This is a genomic window from Streptomyces sp. NPDC092952 (assembly GCF_044754785.1).
Lineage (GTDB): Bacteria > Actinomycetota > Actinomycetes > Streptomycetales > Streptomycetaceae > Streptomyces.
In genome coordinates, this window is sequence record NZ_JBIVPT010000026.1 from 16,966 (window position 1) to 32,371 (window position 15,406).

The 15,406-nt window shown below is 72.5% G+C and carries 17 protein-coding genes; 9 read left to right on the top strand and 8 right to left on the bottom strand.

The window, feature by feature from the left end:
• Window positions 1–26: 26 nt before the first annotated feature.
• The gene (locus ACIQGQ_RS33710) at window positions 27–1,811 is read right to left on the bottom strand and encodes a substrate-binding domain-containing protein (protein ID WP_402403374.1); all 1,785 of its coding nucleotides are present in this window, start codon (window positions 1,809–1,811) and stop codon (window positions 27–29) included.
• A gap of 186 nt (window positions 1,812–1,997) precedes the next feature.
• Here ACIQGQ_RS33710 and ACIQGQ_RS33715 point away from each other — a divergent pair, with 186 nt between their 5' ends.
• Window positions 1,998–2,777 (top strand): CPBP family intramembrane glutamic endopeptidase, encoded by a 780-nt coding sequence (locus ACIQGQ_RS33715; protein ID WP_402403376.1) that lies wholly within the window; start codon window positions 1,998–2,000, stop codon window positions 2,775–2,777.
• A 60-nt stretch (window positions 2,778–2,837) separates the two neighbouring features.
• Here the strand turns inward: ACIQGQ_RS33715 and ACIQGQ_RS33720 are convergent, their stop codons facing one another.
• Window positions 2,838–3,656 carry a PhzF family phenazine biosynthesis protein gene (locus ACIQGQ_RS33720; protein ID WP_402403379.1) on the bottom strand — a complete coding sequence of 273 codons (819 nt, stop codon included), beginning with the start codon at window positions 3,654–3,656 and terminating at the stop codon, window positions 2,838–2,840.
• 124 nt (window positions 3,657–3,780) lie between these two features.
• Here ACIQGQ_RS33720 and ACIQGQ_RS33725 point away from each other — a divergent pair, with 124 nt between their 5' ends.
• Window positions 3,781–4,437, top strand: a complete 657-nt coding sequence (locus tag ACIQGQ_RS33725; RefSeq protein WP_402403380.1) for a maleylpyruvate isomerase N-terminal domain-containing protein — start codon at window positions 3,781–3,783, stop codon at window positions 4,435–4,437.
• Window positions 4,438–4,547: 110 nt separating this feature from the next.
• On the opposite strand, the gene ACIQGQ_RS33730 is transcribed toward ACIQGQ_RS33725, so the two are convergent.
• Window positions 4,548–5,111, bottom strand: coding sequence for a DinB family protein (locus ACIQGQ_RS33730; protein WP_402403383.1), 564 nt, complete (start codon window positions 5,109–5,111; stop codon window positions 4,548–4,550).
• Window positions 5,112–5,389: 278 nt separating this feature from the next.
• Here ACIQGQ_RS33730 and ACIQGQ_RS33735 point away from each other — a divergent pair, with 278 nt between their 5' ends.
• Window positions 5,390–6,088, top strand: coding sequence for a hypothetical protein (locus tag ACIQGQ_RS33735; protein WP_402403385.1), 699 nt, complete (start codon window positions 5,390–5,392; stop codon window positions 6,086–6,088).
• Between the two features lie 116 nt (window positions 6,089–6,204).
• Entirely contained in the window at window positions 6,205–6,516 is a 312-nt protein-coding gene (locus ACIQGQ_RS33740; RefSeq protein WP_402403388.1) for an immunity 53 family protein, read from the top strand.
• A gap of 70 nt (window positions 6,517–6,586) precedes the next feature.
• Here ACIQGQ_RS33740 and ACIQGQ_RS33745 read toward each other — a convergent pair whose 3' ends face one another.
• Window positions 6,587–7,645, bottom strand: coding sequence for a phosphotransferase family protein (locus ACIQGQ_RS33745; protein ID WP_402403390.1), 1,059 nt, complete (start codon window positions 7,643–7,645; stop codon window positions 6,587–6,589).
• Between the two features lie 230 nt (window positions 7,646–7,875).
• Here ACIQGQ_RS33745 and ACIQGQ_RS33750 point away from each other — a divergent pair, with 230 nt between their 5' ends.
• Entirely contained in the window at window positions 7,876–8,499 is a 624-nt protein-coding gene (locus ACIQGQ_RS33750; protein WP_402403393.1) for a PadR family transcriptional regulator, read from the top strand.
• A gap of 71 nt (window positions 8,500–8,570) precedes the next feature.
• Here the strand turns inward: ACIQGQ_RS33750 and ACIQGQ_RS33755 are convergent, their stop codons facing one another.
• Complete coding sequence (locus ACIQGQ_RS33755) at window positions 8,571–9,002, bottom strand: SRPBCC family protein (protein WP_402403396.1); 432 nt, start codon at window positions 9,000–9,002, stop codon at window positions 8,571–8,573.
• 79 nt (window positions 9,003–9,081) lie between these two features.
• The gene (locus tag ACIQGQ_RS33760; RefSeq protein ID WP_402403398.1) at window positions 9,082–9,285 is read right to left on the bottom strand and encodes a hypothetical protein; all 204 of its coding nucleotides are present in this window, start codon (window positions 9,283–9,285) and stop codon (window positions 9,082–9,084) included.
• A 245-nt stretch (window positions 9,286–9,530) separates the two neighbouring features.
• Here ACIQGQ_RS33760 and ACIQGQ_RS33765 point away from each other — a divergent pair, with 245 nt between their 5' ends.
• Both ACIQGQ_RS33765 and ACIQGQ_RS33770 read left to right on the top strand, forming a co-directional pair.
• Window positions 9,531–10,100, top strand: a complete 570-nt coding sequence (locus ACIQGQ_RS33765; protein WP_402403401.1) for a Clp protease N-terminal domain-containing protein — start codon at window positions 9,531–9,533, stop codon at window positions 10,098–10,100.
• Window positions 10,101–10,212: 112 nt separating this feature from the next.
• Complete coding sequence (locus ACIQGQ_RS33770) at window positions 10,213–11,214, top strand: EamA family transporter (protein WP_402403403.1); 1,002 nt, start codon at window positions 10,213–10,215, stop codon at window positions 11,212–11,214.
• 67 nt (window positions 11,215–11,281) lie between these two features.
• Here the strand turns inward: ACIQGQ_RS33770 and ACIQGQ_RS33775 are convergent, their stop codons facing one another.
• Complete coding sequence (locus ACIQGQ_RS33775; RefSeq protein WP_402403406.1) at window positions 11,282–11,971, bottom strand: pyridoxamine 5'-phosphate oxidase family protein; 690 nt, start codon at window positions 11,969–11,971, stop codon at window positions 11,282–11,284.
• 35 nt (window positions 11,972–12,006) lie between these two features.
• Here ACIQGQ_RS33775 and ACIQGQ_RS33780 point away from each other — a divergent pair, with 35 nt between their 5' ends.
• Window positions 12,007–13,338 (top strand): aminotransferase class I/II-fold pyridoxal phosphate-dependent enzyme, encoded by a 1,332-nt coding sequence (locus tag ACIQGQ_RS33780; RefSeq protein ID WP_402403409.1) that lies wholly within the window; start codon window positions 12,007–12,009, stop codon window positions 13,336–13,338.
• Here the strand turns inward: ACIQGQ_RS33780 and ACIQGQ_RS33785 are convergent.
• Window positions 13,329–14,369, bottom strand: coding sequence for a DMT family transporter (locus tag ACIQGQ_RS33785; RefSeq protein ID WP_402403476.1), 1,041 nt, complete (start codon window positions 14,367–14,369; stop codon window positions 13,329–13,331). The genes ACIQGQ_RS33780 and ACIQGQ_RS33785 overlap by 10 nt on opposite strands.
• 38 nt (window positions 14,370–14,407) lie before the next feature.
• Between ACIQGQ_RS33785 and ACIQGQ_RS33790 the strand changes: the two genes are divergently transcribed.
• The gene (locus tag ACIQGQ_RS33790) at window positions 14,408–15,316 is read left to right on the top strand and encodes a LysR family transcriptional regulator (protein ID WP_402403412.1); all 909 of its coding nucleotides are present in this window, start codon (window positions 14,408–14,410) and stop codon (window positions 15,314–15,316) included.
• The last annotated feature ends 90 nt before the right edge of the window (window positions 15,317–15,406 follow it).

Consider the following 15,406-nt stretch of genomic DNA (forward strand, 5'->3'; position numbering starts at 1 on the left):
CCGGGCGCGCCCCGGCAGGACCGCCGCTACTCCTGAGCGGCGTGCCCGTTCTGGCCGGCCGTCATGATGGCCTGCAGGATCACCATCTGGATCTCGGCGGGGTCGATGACCTGGTAGCCTCCGCCGCCGGTCACCTTCGCGACCTCGTCGAGCTCCTCGCGGTCGGCCTCGGGGCCGACCGCGATGGCCAGCAGCGGCACCGGACGCTCCGGATCGGCGATCCGCCGCAGCTCCGTGATCAGGGCACTGCGGGAGATCGAGAGGTCGTCCTGGTTCGATCCGTCGGTGAGGATGACGACCGCGTTGAACTTGCCCTTCACATAGGTCGCCTGGGCGTCCTTGTACGAGGCCAGGATCGTGTCGTACAGCCCCGTCGCACCGTTCGGCACCGGCTGGAGCGCGGCGAAGGCGGCGGAGAGCTTCTGGCGGTGGGTGCCGCCGCCCTTCATCGGATCTCCCAGCCGGGCGGTCGGGACCAGCCGGCGGTAGTCCTTGTTCCCGTCGAGCGAGGTGGTGAACTCCCAGAGCCCGATCTCGTCGTTCGGGGTGAACTGGTCCAGGGCCTGGATCAGGGACGCCTTGGTGACGTCCATCCGGGACTGGCCGCGCCCCGGCACGATCGTGGCCATGGACCCCGACGCGTCGACGACCGTGGTCAGCCGGGCGCTCTGCACCGTGATCGTCCACATGCCGAGCGTCTGCTGGAGCGCCTCGGCGTCCGGGGTCCGGGCGGCGGCCGCGTACGGCTGGGGTTTCCTGCCACCCGCGGCGGATACCACCTCCGGCGCGGCTTCGCCGTCGGCGTTCCTGAACCCGTGCTTCGCCAGGACGGCCCGCGGACCGGGCTCGTCGAGCAGAGTCATGAAACGCAGCGCCGCCCGGCTCTCGGACGTGCTCATCCCGTCCTCGTTCACCAGCGTGTACGGGTAGTTGAGGAGCGGGGCGCCGCCCTTCGGGTAGAAGAGGTCGAGCTTTCCGCCACCGGACGACTCGGCGTTGTGCGCGAACGCGGCCTGCTCGGAGAGGAGTACCGCCTGATTGCGCCGCGGATTGCCCTGCTCGGCACCCGAGTCGTTCTGCGCCAGGGTCTCCAGCACCTGCGCGTCGCTGTCCGACATGCGCTGCGCCAGCAGCTTGGCGGTCTCCGCGCCCCGGGTGTCGCTGTCGCCGCCCGCCTTCCCGGAGGAGGCGCCGATGCCGGCGAGCGCCATCAGCGCGGTGGCGCTGCGGGCCGGGTCGGCCGCGCCCAGGCGCACCTTGCCCGACTCCATGACCACGGCCGTCGACTCCGCCCAGGTGTACTGCTTCTTCGGCCAGCCGAGGCTTCTGGCCGCCGACGGCACCATGGCCAGGGTGACGGGGGAGGTGGCGACGGAGTCGCCGGGCGTGACCGGGACGCCGTCGCCGGTGCCCTTGGCCCGGTCGACCCAGAGGTCCGAATCGGGCAGCCAGACCTGGAAGTCCGGCGCGCGGGTGTCGCGGGAGAGGGACTCGGCGACCTTGTACGAGTCGCGCGCCCGGACCGACACGTACAGGCAGCGGCCGTCCGTCCGCACCTCGTCCTCGCGCGCCTTGTCGGCGACGGCACGCACGGCGGGAGCGAGGTCCGGCGAGACCGCGACGGACAGCCGTACGGCCGAGTCCGCGCAGCTCTTCGAGAACGACAGCAGGCCGCCCTGGGCCGCGACGGCCGTCCCCCCGGCGATCGCGAGTACCAGCATGGTCGCGATCACGACGGTACGCCGGCGCCGCGGCGACCCGCCCCCGCTCCCGTCGTCGGCGTAGTCGTCCGGCAAGCTGTGACGTCCCATGTCGGTGGTGCCCCTCCTTGAGGATGTACAAGGAAAAAGGGGGACCACACCATCGGCGAATGGTGCTCGTCCCCCGGCCTGTCGCGCATGATCTTCGTACCTGCATTCGAGACCCTAGCCGGACGGGGAGCGGGATGGGGCATGAATGCACAACTGAAGGCAGGTGTACAGGTGGAGGTGGGGCTTATGGCTGATTCTTACCCTCAACAGGCCGCTGGGCGAAGGATTCTGCGGTCCGAGACGGTCCTCGTGCTGGCTCTCTCGCTGGGGGCCAGCGGGGTGTCTGCCCTGATCAGTTTTGTCGGATCGCTGACGAAACCAGGAGGTTTGAAGGAGCAGGCCGCAACGCTCAACAGCTCCTACGCTCCGGGGCGCCCATGGCTGGATCTCGCCTGGCAACTCTTCGGTATCACGACGGCGCTGGTGCCTGTCGCACTGGTCGCGCACTTCCTGATCAGGGAGGGCACCGGACTGCGCGCCATCGGCTTCGACCGTACCCGGCCGTGGCCGGACCTCGGACGCGGCGCGCTGGTCGCGGCGGGCATCGGCAGCGCCGGACTCGCCTTCTACCTGGTGGCCCGCGCCGCCGGGTTCAACCTGACCGTGGTCCCGGAATCACTGCCCGACGTGTGGTGGAAGTTCCCGGTGCTGATCCTGTCCGCGATCCAGAACTCCGTCGTCGAGGAAGTGATCGTCGTCGGGTATCTGCTGCGCAGACTGGGGCAGTTGGGGTGGTCGCCCATGGCCGCGCTGGCCGCGAGTTCGGTGCTGCGCGGCTCGTACCACCTGTACCAGGGGATCGGCGGCTTCATCGGCAACATGGTGATGGGCGTCGTCTTCGTCCTGCTGTACCGGCGCTGGGGCCGGGTCGGCCCGCTCGTCGCGGCGCACACACTGCTGGACGTCGGCGCGTTCGTCGGCTACGCCCTGCTGGCCGGGAAGGTGGACTGGCTGCCCACGCCGTGACGGACCGCCCCTCCGTGACGGACCGCCCCCCCCGGGACGGCCCGTCCTCCGTACGGAAGTTCAGAGCTCCGGGAGCAGCTCGCCGTCGATCACCGTCACGGCGCGGCCGGTCAGCAGCGTGCGGTCACCCCGCAGCGCGGTGCGGACCAGGCCGGAGCGGGCGGACGCCTGGAGCCCGGTCAGTTCGTCGCGGCCGAACCGCGCCGACCAGAAGGGGGCCAGCGCGGTGTGCGCGCTGCCGGTCACCGGGTCCTCGTCGATCCCGACGCGCGGGAAGAAGCAGCGCGAGACGAAGTCGTGGCCGAGGGAGGGATCCGCGGCGGCGGTGACGACGACACCGCGCCGGGACACCTCGGTCAGCGCGGCGAGATCCGGGGCCAGCGCCCGTACGGTCGCCTCGTCGGACACCTCGACGAGCAGGTCTCCGATGTGCGGGCCGGTGTCGTGGACGGAGAGCGGCTCGGCGCCCAGCGCGGCGGCCAGCCCCGCCGGGACCGGTTCCGGGGTCAGCGGGGCGGTGGGGAAGTCGAGGGTGACGGTGCCGTCCGGGTGGACGGTCGCGGCGAGGATCCCGCACCGGGCCGAGAACCGCACCGTGCCGCTCGCCGCCCCGGTGGTGTGCAGCACGTGCGCGGTGGCGAGCGTGGCGTGCCCGCACATGTCGACCTCGGTGGCCGGGGTGAACCAGCGGAGCGCCCAGTCGGCCTCGCCGCCCGGAGGCAGCGGGTGGGCGAAGGCGGTCTCCGAGAGGTTCAGCTCCATGGCGATCCGCTGAAGCCGGTCGTCATCGGGGAAGCCGTCGGAATCCAGCACCAGGACCCCGGCGGGGTTGCCTGCGAAGGGGCGGTCGGTGAACGCGTCGACGATACGGATTCTCATGCCCCGACCCTAGGCATGGCGCGGGACGGCCCGCCAAGGCCAATCCGCCGTCAGTGGCCCCGGAACGCACCCGTACGGCCCGTGGTGCTTGTCCGCCTCCGAGGCCCCGGACTAGGTTGCCGGGGTGGACCTCTTCTCGCGTTCCTGGACGGCCCTGCGCACGGCGGTCGCGGGCCTTGCCGACGAGGACTTCGCCCGGCCGTCCGGCTGTTCCGGCTGGCTCGTCCGGGATCTGGTGTGCCACCTGGTCATCGACGCCCAGGACGTGCTGATCACCCTCGCCACCCCCACCGACGCGGAGCCGACCCGCGACGCGGTCACGTACTGGGAGGCCACCGCCGCCCCACCGACCGGCGACGACCCGCTGGACGCGCTGACCGTGCGGCTGGCCGCCGCGTACGAGGACCCCCGGCTGCTCCTCTTCCACCTCGACGACGTCGGCTCCGCCGCCGGACGGGCAGCCGCCCTCGCGGACCCGGTCCTCCGCGTCGGCACCCGCGACCAGGTGCTCACGGCGGGCGACTACCTCGGCGCGTACGTCCTGGAGTGGACGCTCCACCACCTCGACCTGGTCGCACACCTCCCCGATGTGCCCGGACCGCCCGCGGAGGGTCTGGCCCGCACCCGCGAGATCCTCGAGCGCATCGCCGGTGCGGCACTGCCCGCGTCGATGCCGGACCGGGACGCCCTGCCGGTCGGCACCGGGCGGCGCGCCCCGACCGGTGCGGAACGGGCCGCGCTGGGCGGCCCGGACGCGAGGTTCCCGCTCTATCTCGGCTGAACCGGGCGGACGTTCTTCCCTCCGCCCCTGCTCCCGCGTCCCGGTACCGGGCCCGGGCGGGCGGAGTGGTGGCCGGTGTCGGTGCGACGGCACCGGCCGGTCGCCGGAAGTCACATGCGGTGCGGTGCGGCCCCGTCCTGCCGGCGGTAGAGGTCGCGCAGCAGGGAGATCTCGGCACCGTGATGGATCAGCTCCCTGTTGACGTGCAGGATCCTGTTCTCCATGGGGAACCGCTCGGGACCCACCGCGGGCGGGTTCTCCAGGTCGGCGTCCGAGAGGCCGCGGACCCCCGCGTTCCATCTGCCGTACATCTCGTCGAGCTGTGCGAGCGCCTCGTCGGCGGTCCCCGCGTAGGCGAATGTCCGGGAGTCCATGTCCTGGCCGCCGAAGTACCATCCGACCCGATAGCCCAGGCACGAGACGATGATGTGCGCCAGCCGCCAGGCAATCGTGGTCACCGGCGCCGGCACCGGCTCGGGGGACGCGGAATCCATCACCCATCCCTCCGGACCGGCCGGGAGCGGCGCGGTCGACGTGCCGAGTGGACGAAGGCTCCAGCAGTCGCGCACCGGCTCCCAGAAGTACTCCTCATCGGTAAGGCCGTGCAGCCGCGGCCGCAGATTCTTGCGCCAGTACCAATCCAACTGCTCCGCGAGCTGCTCGCTTCGTGTCATTTCCGCACACTACAGAACGAGAACCGACCATGTCCCTGGCGCGGGCCGACGCCCGGCCTGCGACAGTGATGCCGGGCCAACGCGGGGCGGTGGCAAGGACGTCGGCCCTGTCGGGGTCGTGCCGGGTGAGGGATGCGGTCGGGAACTCCGTCCGGGGGAACGTCTTCGCGAGGATCCCTTAGGTTCTATCCGTGCCCGACCGAGATCCCTTCACCGTGTGCTATCCCGTCCTTCTGCCGTGGGCGCGGCCTTCCCGGCGGGACGGTCTTCACCGTGCCGTGCGGACCGCCGTGGAGCGCTCGCTCGTGGTGCTGTGGGGCGACAGGGACCTGGAGGGACCGGCTACCGACGCTGATGTGCACGCGATCGTCGCCGCCAGTAACGCGTACGTCCAGGGCTGGTTCGACGCCGTGGTCCGGCCCGCTGTCCGCTGCTCCCCGGCCGACCGGGCGTGGTCGTCCCCGCTGGGGACGTGGCTGGACGCCTCCCACTGCCACGGGCGGGGCAGGGCCTTCCGCCACACCATCGCCGAGAACCTCGACTTCTTCGCCGGGTTCCCTTTCCGGGGGACGCTGGAACAGGTCGGACATGCCGAACACGCTGCCCGGACGGCGACGGGAACTCCCCGGCAGCGGGCTGCCGATGCCACCGTTGAGGCCCTGCGGTGGGCATGGGCCCGTCACGCCGACCGGCTCGGCTGGGACGACGCCGAGTGGTACGAGTACGTGGAGGTGAACGAGCTGATCGGCTGGACGACGGCAGCACTACAACTCCCCGGGATGAAGCCGTCCAGGGCCGCCGACCGGGTGGAAGAGATCGCCGGACAGAAGTGGACCGACTGGTCGCCGTGGACCTCGGAGGAACTACCGGCGCTGTTCCTCGCCCAGGCGGCGCAAGCCGTGGCGGACTGTGTGACGACGGGCGCGGCCACGTCCTCCCCGGCCCGGGCGCCGCACCCGCCCCGGTCGTTCCACTGAGGGCCGGCGCGGCCGGACCGATCCCGGTGAGCCGGTGGATGCCGTCGCGACGTCCAGAGCACGTTGTACGAGCCGCGTCCGGGCCCGGTCGCGCGGCCGACCTAGCATTTCGTGCCATGAACGAATCCGAGCACGTCATGGACTGGCTGCAGAAGTGGTACTCCGCCCAGTGCAATGAGGACTGGGAGCACGAGTGGGGTGTCAGGATCGACACGCTCGACAACCCCGGCTGGTCCGTCCGTATCGATCTGGAGGAAACCGACCTCGAAGGACACGATTTCCCCCGGCAGGACCTCAAGCGCGGCAAGGACGACTGGATCATGGCCTGGACCTCCGGCATGACCTTCCATGCCGCATGCGGGCCGGTCAATCTCACCGAGGCGCTCACCCTCTTCCGGGCGTGGGCGGTGGAGAACACCCCGAAGTAGGGCAGCCCTGCCTTGACGACCCGGCCCCCGAACACCGCCCAACGCGATGAACCTGGTCCGGTTGGAGCACCTAGTACCAAGGACGGGCGTCATGCGTGGGCAGCGGACGCAGCTTCGGCCAGCGTTCGAGCAGGCGGCCGGCCAGGGCGGAACCGAGGCGGCCGACGGCGTGCAGGTGATCGTGGTCGCGGGTCATGTCGGCGACCACGTTCAGGCGATGGACGAGCCGCTCGCGGGCGGAGACGTAGCCCCACTCGAAGTCCTCGGCGGGCACCCGGGCGAGCTGGTCGGCGGTCCCGCGGTGGGCCCGCTCCACGAGCGCGTCGCCCTGGATCAGCCAGCCCGCGCACGCGTCGGCGAGGTCACCCGGCACATCCTTCCCGGTGAGGCCGCGCCAGGTGGCCCGGTAGACGTCCTCGACCTCCGTGAGCGGGGCCGCGGCGACCGACATGGCACACCAGCAGGTGGGGAAGCCGATGCGGAAGTAGGCGAGTTCGACCAGACCGTTGCCGAGCGCGGCCCGCTCGAAATCGACGAAGCGCACGCCGTCGGCGGTGCGCAGATCGTTGCCGGGGCAGGGGTCGCCGTGCAGCAGGGCATGGTGCGGGGTGGGGTCCAACCGCTCCAGGAGACCGGCGAGTTCATGGGGAACCGCGGACGGTACGGGCACGTCGAGCGCCCTGGCCAGGGCGAGGAAGGACTCCGCGTCGGCGGCCGTGGGCCCCGACCAGGCCGGTAGTGCGCCCGCGTCGGCGGGCCCGGTCAGGGCGTGCAGCCGGGCGAGCGACTCGGCGTACCCCGGCATCCAGTCGTCCGTCCTGCCGAGGTCGTCCAGGTGCTCAAGGACCATCACCCGCGAGGACGGGTCCGTGGCGAGCACCGCGGGGGCCACGGCGGGGGCGGAGGACCGCCCCGCCATCCGCAGCCCGGCGACCTCCCGCGCGAAGCGCGTGCTCGCGTCCGCGCCCGTGTCCCCTCCGTCGGTGATCTGCTTGACGATCACCAGCCGCCGGTCGGTCAGCCGCACCCGCCACACCCGTGACCGCGGGCTGCTGTCCAGGAGCCTGGCCAGCTTGGGGGTGCCCACGGTGGAGAGCAGTGCCTCGTCGAACGGAACACGGTTCAGCATGCCGACGAGCGTAGTCGTGGCTTCCCACGCGCGAGTGCCCGGGCGGCCGACCGCCGGACACGGCCCCGGACCGTCGGCATCGAGCCGGCCGGTCTCCACTGGGACACACCATCACGCATCGATCCTCGCCGGGCCGGTCACACCGGTGCGGTGGGCAGGCCTTGTCGAGCGATCGGTTCCGATATATCGTTGACGCATCGCGACAGATCAACGATGAAAGGGGCGCGGTCATGCGTTCACATGGGTACGAGCACGAATTCGGGCGGGGTCGTGGGCACTGCGGGCCCGGTCACGAGGGGCGCGGGGACTTCGAGGGGCGGCGGGCGGCTTTCGGGCCGTTCGGTCCGCCGTTCGGGGGCGGGCCTTTCGGCGGGCCCTTCGGTGGCGGGCGCGGCCGGGGCGGCGGGCGCGGGAGGGCGCGGCGCGGTGATGTGCGCGCGTCGATCCTGGCGCTGCTGAAGGACCGGCCGATGCACGGCTACGAGATGATCCAGGAGATCGGCGAGCGCAGCGGAGGGGCCTGGCGGCCGAGCCCCGGTTCGGTCTATCCGACCCTCCAGATGCTGGAGGACGAAGGGCTGATCGTCAGCGCGAGCGAGGGCGGCAAGAAGCTGTTCACGCTCACCGACAGCGGCCGCGCCGAGGCGGATTCGGGGGCCGAGGCGCCCTGGGAGGAGGCCGGGCGCGGTGTCGACTGGGAGAGTGTCAACGAGATCCGGCAGGCCGGTTCCGGTCTGATGGAGGCGTTCGGCCAGGTCTGGAGGACCGGCTCGGCCGAGCAGCGGGAGAAGGCCCTCGCGGTCGTCAACGAGGCGAGGAAGAAGATGTATCTGATCCTCGCCGACGAGGGCTGAGTCCGTGGGTACGGACGGGTCGGGGGCCTCGCGGCCGTGCCGCGAGGCCCCTTCCCGTGGGCGGGTTCCGGTCAGGCGGTGACGAGCCCGTCCAGTTTGCGCAGTGATTCGACGAGCGCGGCCGTCGCCGAGTCCTTGAGCTTGCCCGCCATCAGGGAGACCGCGGCTCCGGTGAACTCCCCGTCGATCCGAACGGTGGTCGCCTCCCCGTCGGGGGTCAGTGAATACCGCATCGCCAGGTTGACGCCCATCGGGCCCTTGCCCCGGGTGGCCAGCAGCCGGGCGGTCTCCAGCTCCGCCACCGTCCAGGTCACCTCGGCGGGGAAGCCCATCAGCTTCATGTTCTCCTCGTAGGTGGCCGCGAGCTCCAGCGTCGTCGGGCCGCCCTTGGGGAAGCTGGTGTGGGTGGCGTTCCACCGGCCGTAGGCGGTGAAGTCCGTCAGCTGGGCCCACACCTTCTCGGCCGGTGCTTCGATGCGTGCCTCCGCGCTGACCTCGGCCATGCGACCACCCCTTCTCGACGGGTTCCCGGTGTAGCGGAACGTAGCCGTAGCGGCCGGAACATTCAATACTGATGAATCGTCAGATCTGTGGGCCGGTGCCGCCCGTTCCCGCACGCCAGATCAGCGCGCCGTCGAACCGGTCGAAGGCGCGCGGGTGCGGGCCGTCGTCGTGGCAGTGGAAGGCGGCCCAGAAGAGATCGGCCCGCAGTGCGTCGGGCGGTGCGTGGACCCGGTACACGTACTCCCGCCCGTCGAGTGCGGGCAGGGCGACCAGCCAGGACAAGACCGCGCCTCTCCCTTCCGGCTTCGCGTGGGGGTATGGCCTGTGGGACGTAGGAGCGAGGATTCCGGTTGCCCGGGGAGCGTGTGGCAAGGCGGCGCGCGCCCTTTTCCCCGACGCGACCCGGAATCCGCAGGATCTCATCCGCAAGGAGGAGAAGCCGTTCGAGTGTGCCCAACTTGCGTGGGATGACGGGATGGACCCCTCCGGGGATGTATTGCCGTCGCGGGGCTGATGGGGTAGGAAGCGTGCGATATCGGATGCCGCGGATTCCCCAGCAGCCCGTTCCGGACCGTGCCGGGCTCGACGCCGGACTCACCGTGGAGCTGGCCGCCGTGGTGACGGGTGCCCGCAGGCGTGCGCTGCGCGACGGTGACCGCCAGATCGACACGGCACATCTGCTGCACTCCCTGATCGAATCGGACCCCGAGGTGCGGGCGGCCTTCGAGGGCGGCTCCCAGCTGGCCAGGGTGCTCGGCTACCTCGTCCAGCGCAGTATCGGGTACGGGCTGCGCTGGCAGGGCTCGGTGGAGGACTCCGGCGCACTCCCGGTCGTCCCGCGCCGGGACCTCGCGATGCGGGACGCCGGAGTGGAGGGCTGGTCGCCCTCGGCGGCCGCGGCGATGTCCGGGGCGCTCGGCCGGGCGGCGGCCCGCGGCGACCTGCGGGCCGGAGGGCTCGACCTGCTCGCGGCGCTGGCGGTGGACCACGAGTGCCGCGCCGTCGAAGTCCTGGCGCGGGCCGGGGTGGACACGGAGAAGCTGGCCGCCCGGATCGCGGATGTGCGCGATCAGGAAGTGTGGGGGGCGGAGTGCTGACAACCCGGCGGATCCGCCGCGCGACGGGGCGGAGTGGAGCCTTCCGGTCGGTGGCGTTCATGTCAGGCGTGACCGGGGTGACGCTGCTGACCGCAACTGTCATGATGGGCCGATGTACGCGTCTCAGGGGAGAAGCGCCAGCCTGGGACTAGCCCTGGCCTCGGCGTTCGCATTCGGCGGTTCAGGGGTGGCGGCCAAGCCGCTGATCGAGGCGGGGCTCGACCCGCTCCATGTGGTGTGGCTGCGGGTGGCCGGCGCGGCCCTGGTCATGCTGCCGGTGGCCTGGCGCCATCGTGAGCTGGTACGGAGCCGGCCGGTCCTGCTGCTCGGCTTCGGGCTGCTCGCCGTTGCGGGTGTGCAGGCCTTCTACTTCGCCGCGATCTCCCGTGTCCCCGTCGGTGTCGCCCTGCTCGTCGAGTACTTGGCGCCCGCGCTCGTGCTGGGCTGGGTCCGGTTCGTGCAGCGCAGGCCCGTGACCCGGCGCGCCGCGGTCGGTGTGGTGCTCGCGGCCGGCGGACTGGCGTGCGTGGTCGAGGTCTGGTCCGGGCTGAGCTTCGACGCCGTGGGGCTGTTGCTCGCGCTCGGTGCCGCCTGCTGCCAGGTCGGCTACTTCGTCCTGTCGGACCAGGGGAGCGCGGACCGGGCGGAGGGCGAGGAGCCGCCGAATCCGGTGGGCGTCATCGCTTACGGGCTCCTGGTCGGCGCGGTCGTACTCACCGCGGTCGCCCGTCCCTGGGGCATGGACTGGTCGGTGCTGGCCGGTACCGCGGGAATGGGCGGGCGTGACGTGCCGGCCTGGCTGCTGCTCGTCTGGATCGTGCTGCTGGCCACCGTGGTCGCGTACGTCACCGGCGTGATCTCGGTGCGGCTGCTGTCGCCCGCGGTGGCGGGCGTGGTCGCCTGCCTGGAGGCGGTCATCGCGACCGTGCTCGCCTGGGTGATGCTCGGTGAGCATCTTTCGGCGCCCCAGCTCCTCGGCGGTGCCATGGTCCTGTTCGGTGCCTTCATCGCCCAGTCGTCGACGCCCCGGGCGCCTGCGGGCCCGGTCGCGTCCGGTACCGGCGCCGGGGTCCGGGCCGAGGGGGAGCTGTCCGCGGGGAGCACCGTGACGTGACCCGGCTCCGCCGCCCCGCCGCCCGCCGACCGGCGTGTTCCGGTGGCGGGCGGTCGTCGTCGTGCGGTCAGAGCGCGGTGATGTAGTCCGGGACCGTGACAGCGGGGTCGAGGTCCTCGGCGGGGATCGGGGCCGCGTACCCGCGGGCCAGCGGGACGACCCCCGCCCAGTGGGGGAGGGCGAGGTCGCGGTCCTCGTCGTTGGGGCCGCCCGTGCGGATCTTGGCGGACACCTCCCGCAGGTCCAGCCGGATCACGGCCGTGGCGGCAAGCTCCTTCGCGTCGGCCGGGCGCGCGTCGGCGGAGCGGCCGGGCACCACCTGGTCGACGATGGCGTCGAGGGCGAGGCGCCGCTCCGCCGGGTCGGTCACCTCCCGCGCGACGCCGTGGACCACCACCGAGCGGTAGTTGATCGAGTGGTGGAAGGCGGAGCGGGCCAGCACGAGGCCGTCGACATGCGTCACCGTCAGGCAGACGGGGAGGCCGGGGTCGGTCCGGCCCGCCTCGCGCAGCGGCCGGGAGCCCGTCGAGCCGTGCACGTAGAGCCGGTCGCCGACCCGGCCGAAGAGCGTCGGCAGGACGACGGGCGCTCCGTCGCGGACGAAGCCGAGATGGCAGACGTACGCCTCGTCGAGTATCGCGTGGACCGTCTCCCGGTCGTACGCCGCGCGCTCCCGTGAGCGGGTCGGGACGGTGCGCCCGGTCGGCTCGTAGGTGGCTCCCGGGGCGGTGGTCTGTGGCGAAGTGGTGTCCGGCATTGCGCACTCCATTGCACTAGTGCATAATCTTGTTTGTGCTAGGAGAGTATCGGATTGCGGGGCGGCGTGCATCGGATATCGCCGCCAGTGTCGAGAGCGGGGTCGGGTCGGGCGAGCTCGAACCCGGCCAAGTGCTGCCGCCCATGCGGGAGTTGGCGGAAGAACTGGGGGTGAATCCCAATACGGTGGCGGCCGCCTACCGCATCCTCCGCGAGCGCGGGGTGATCGAGACGGCCGGGCGCCGGGGCAGCCGGGTGCGGCCGCGCCCGGCGAGTACGGCGCGCGACGCGCTCCGGGTCGAGGCACCCGAAGGGGTGCGGGACCTGGGGGCGGGCAACCCCGATCCCGCCCTGCTGCCCGCGCTGGGCCCGGTGTTCGCGGCGGTCGCGGCGGAGTACGACCGGGCCCCCGGGATGTACGGGCAGTCGCCGGTGGACGCGGAGTTCGCCGCGCTGGCCCGTGCCGCGCTGGACGCGGACGGTGTGGCGGTCGGCCCCGTGCTCGCGGCCTCCGGGTCGCTGGACGCGATCGAGCGCGTGCTGGCCGCCCACCTCAGACCCGGTGACGCGGTCGCGGTCGAGGACCCCGGGTGGGGCAGCGTGCTGGATCTCGTCCCGGCGCTGGGGCTGCGCCCCGTGCCAGTCGCGGTGGACGACGAAGGGCCGCTGCCCGACGCCGTCGACGGGGCGTTGAGGGCCGGGGCCCGGGCGCTGGTGGTCACCGACCGCGCGCAGAATCCGACCGGTGCGGCGATCGGTGCCGGGCGCGCCGTCGAGCTGCGGGCCGTCCTCGCCGGGCACCGGGGCGTTCTGCTCGTCGAGGACGACCACGGGCACGGCATCGTCGACCTGCCGCTCCACCCGCTGTCCGGTGCCACCGACCGCTGGGCCTTCGTGCGGTCGGTCGCCAAGGCGTACGGGCCCGACCTGCGGGTCGCCCTGCTGACCGGCGACGCGGTCACGCTGGACCGGGTCGCCGGTCGCCAGCGGCTCGGGCCGGGCTGGGTCAGCAGACTGCTGCAGCGGACGGTGGCGCACCTGTGGCGCTCGGGCGCCGTCGAACCGGCCGAGGTGGCGCGGGCGTACGCGGTCCGGCGGGACGGCCTGGTGCGGGCACTGGCGGAGCGGGGTGTGCGGGCCCACGGGCGCAGCGGGATGAACGTCTGGGTCCCGGTCCCCGACGAGACCGGTGCGGTGGCGCGGCTCCTGCACTCCGGCTGGGCGGTGGCCCCCGGCGCGCGGTTCCGGATGGCCACGCCCCAGGGGATCCGGCTCACCGTCTCCTCGCTCGCCGAGGCCGACCTCGGGCCGCTGGCGGACGCGGTGGCGGCGGCGGTGGGGCCGGTGGAGCCGTTGAGCTACGGCTGATTCCCGGGCCCGGCGGCCGGGCGGCGGGAGGGCCGGGGTCTGCTCTGGGTGAGGGCCGCCCCCGCCAGGACCACCAGGGCGCCCACCGGTGTGTTCCAGCTCAGCCGCTCGCCGAGCACGAGCACTCCGGCGGCGGTCGCGATGACCGGGATGAAGTAGGTGACCATCTGCGCGGTCGTCGGGCCGACCTCCGTCACCAGGCCGTACTGGACGAGGACCGCGAACCCGGTCCCGAGCGCCCCGAGGGCCACCACCGCGAGCGTCGGGAGCAGGGGGAAGCTCTCGGGCACCGAGGTGAACAGCGGAGTCACCAGGGCGAGCTGCGCCGTGCCGATCAGGAGCTGGCTGCCGGTCAGCGACAGCGTCGACGAACCGGTGCCCGCCAGCGTCCGGCGGACGTAGATCCAGCCGACCGGATAGCTGAGGGAGGCGAGCAGCGCCATCGCCGTACCGCCGAGGTCCAGACCGGCGAAGCCCTGCCAGGCGCCGAGCACGGTCAGCACGCCGATGAAGCCGAGCCCGAGTCCGGCGACCCGGCGCCGGGTCGGCCGGTCCTCGGAGAGCGCGACGAGCGACAGCGCCATGCCCCACAGCGGCGAGGTCGCGTTGCAGATCCCCGCGAGGGTCGAGGGAACGGTCAGCTCGGCGTAGGCGAAGAGCGAGAACGGCAGCGCGTTCAGGAAGAACGCCGCGACGGCCAGATGCGCCCAGGTCCGGGCACCCCGGGGCAGCCGCTCGCGCCGGACCGCCATCGCGACGGCCAGCACCGCCGTGCCGAACAGCAGACGGCCGAGGGTGACCTGGAAGGGGGCGTACCCCTCGGTGCCGACCTTGATCAGAAGGAAGCTGAAGCCCCAGATCAGCGAGAGCGCCCCGAACCGGATCCGCCAGTCCAGCGCGCGGGACGGGGCGGGCGGGGGCTGGACGGGCGGGGACGGGGCGGGGGTGGCGGACGGTCCGGCAGGGGGCGCGGCCTTCGGTCGGGCGACGTTCATGGGGTCAACGATGACGAGTCCGACCAGGTAGAACAAGCGAGATTTCATGCGCCTCTCTGCGTAGCATTGCTTACATGTTGAATCTGGAGCGGCTGCGCACCCTGGACGCGCTGGCCCGGCACGGATCGGTGAGCGGGGCTGCCGCGGGACTGCATGTGACCACGTCGGCGGTCTCCCAGCAAATGGCCAAACTGGAGCGGGAAGTGGGCCAGCGGCTGCTGGCCAGGAACGGCCGGGGGGTCCGGCTCACCGATGCCGGCCGGCTGCTCGCCGACCACGCGGCCCGGATCCTCTCGCAGGTCGAGATCGCCCAGTCGGACATCGAGGCGCAGCGCGGCGAGGTGGTGGGCGAGATCCGGCTTTCCGCCTTCCCGACCGCGGCGCGCGGGCTCTTTCCCTCGGTGCTCGGCGCGCTCCGCCGCGACCACCCCGAACTACGGGTGCGCACCAGGGAGTTGGAGCCCGAGGACGGTATTCGCGCGGTGATCCGGGGCGATGTCGATCTCGCGGTGGTGCTGGACTGGAGCAACAAGCGGCTGCCCGTGCCGGGCGGGCTCACCCGGGTCGAGCTGCTGGAGGACGCGCCGGACGTCGCGATGCCGGCCGGCCACCGGCTCGCCGGCCGGAGCGAGGTGGACCTGGAGGACTTCGCCGACGACGACTGGGTCTCCTGGCCCGAGGGCGAGTTCTGCTACGACTGGCTGGTCTTCACCCTCCGTTCCAAGGGCATCGAGCCGCGCATCGCGCACCTGGCCGGTGAGCACCACACCCAGCTCGCCCTGATCGCCGCCGGGACGGGGGTCTGCGTGGCGCCCCGGCTCGGGCGCGGGCCGGTGCCGGACGGGGTGCGGCTCGTGCCGGTTCGGCAGCGGATGCGGCGCCATGTGCACGCCGTATGGCGTACCGACGCGGACCGGCGGCCCTCGGTCAGGGCCGCGGTGGCTGCGCTGCGGACGGCCGGGCAGGAGGTGGAGGGCCGGTAGGGCCGCTGCCCGGTGGTCCGGCGGGTGGGCCCTCCGTCCGGAGGTTCGGGCGGGGCCGGGCCGGCGAAAGGCCCTTGTCCGTCCGGGACT

Bases quoted from the DNA above. Each gene is read 5' to 3' on its own strand.
- ACIQGQ_RS33775 (WP_402403406.1), bottom strand. From the start codon at position 11,971: ATGCCGGACACCACTTCGCCACAGACCACCGCCCCGGGAGCCACCTAC.
- ACIQGQ_RS33745 (WP_402403390.1), bottom strand. From the start codon at position 7,645: ATGCTGAACCGTGTTCCGTTCGACGAGGCACTGCTCTCCACCGTGGGC.
- ACIQGQ_RS33750 (WP_402403393.1), top strand. From the start codon at position 7,876: ATGCGTTCACATGGGTACGAGCACGAATTCGGGCGGGGTCGTGGGCAC.
- ACIQGQ_RS33720 (WP_402403379.1), bottom strand. From the start codon at position 3,656: ATGAGAATCCGTATCGTCGACGCGTTCACCGACCGCCCCTTCGCAGGC.
- ACIQGQ_RS33755 (WP_402403396.1), bottom strand. From the start codon at position 9,002: ATGGCCGAGGTCAGCGCGGAGGCACGCATCGAAGCACCGGCCGAGAAG.
- ACIQGQ_RS33710 (WP_402403374.1), bottom strand. From the start codon at position 1,811: ATGGGACGTCACAGCTTGCCGGACGACTACGCCGACGACGGGAGCGGG.
- ACIQGQ_RS33730 (WP_402403383.1), bottom strand. From the start codon at position 5,111: ATGACACGAAGCGAGCAGCTCGCGGAGCAGTTGGATTGGTACTGGCGC.
- ACIQGQ_RS33790 (WP_402403412.1), top strand. From the start codon at position 14,408: ATGTTGAATCTGGAGCGGCTGCGCACCCTGGACGCGCTGGCCCGGCAC.
- ACIQGQ_RS33740 (WP_402403388.1), top strand. From the start codon at position 6,205: ATGAACGAATCCGAGCACGTCATGGACTGGCTGCAGAAGTGGTACTCC.
- ACIQGQ_RS33715 (WP_402403376.1), top strand. From the start codon at position 1,998: ATGGCTGATTCTTACCCTCAACAGGCCGCTGGGCGAAGGATTCTGCGG.
- ACIQGQ_RS33770 (WP_402403403.1), top strand. From the start codon at position 10,213: ATGTACGCGTCTCAGGGGAGAAGCGCCAGCCTGGGACTAGCCCTGGCC.